This window comes from Streptomyces sp. AC627_RSS907, assembly GCF_019049165.1.
This window is the reverse complement of record NZ_JAGMUE010001324.1, coordinates 1-572: the sequence shown is the minus strand read 5'-3', so window position 1 is coordinate 572 and position 572 is coordinate 1. Positions and strand designations below refer to the sequence as shown.

Below are 572 nucleotides of genomic sequence, written 5' to 3'. Positions count from 1 at the left end.
CGCTCGGGGTGCGGGTCGAGGCGGCGTTGCGGACGCGGCTCGCCGGGGAGCCGTCGTTCGTGGCGTACGAGGGGTACGACGCCGTTCTCGTCCTCGCCGACGTGCTGCGTACGCACGGGGTGGACCGGGCGGGGATCGCCGCCGCGTGGTCGCGGGTCGCGACGCCGGGGACGCGCGGGCCGATCCGCTTCTCCCGGCCGGCCGGCAGCGGCGTGTGGCAGTGGGCCTGGCCGCCGGTGCGGGTCGTGGACCGGGACCCGGCGCGGCCCGACCGCTTCCGGGTGCTGCGCAGCGGGTGAGGGACGGCCGGGGCCCTACTCCCCGGAAGCCTCGCCGCTCTCCGCGAGGAGCACCAGCAGGGCGTCCACCAGGTCGCGGTCCCGCTGCTGGGTCAGGCGGGCGCGGGCGGCGGGTGGGGGGAGCCAGATGAGGCGGTCCACCTCGCGGTTGGGGATGAACGTGTCGTCCAGCGCGCGGGCGGCCCAGTAGCGGACCTCCTTGAGGCGTCCGTCCACCACGTAGTGCGTGCTGGGCAGCGGCGGGCCCGGCACGCAGTCCATGCCGGTCTCCTC

General features: G+C 77.1%; 1 protein-coding gene and 1 pseudogene. One reads left to right on the top strand and one right to left on the bottom strand.

The window, feature by feature from the left end:
* A partial coding sequence (locus tag KUM32_RS41725; protein ID WP_374227622.1) for an ABC transporter substrate-binding protein occupies nucleotides 1–299 on the top strand: 299 nt, incomplete at its 5' end.
* A gap of 15 nt (nucleotides 300–314) precedes the next feature.
* On the opposite strand, the pseudogene KUM32_RS41720 reads toward KUM32_RS41725, so the two are convergent.
* Nucleotides 315–572, bottom strand: a pseudogene (locus tag KUM32_RS41720) (hypothetical protein); the annotation flags it as partial.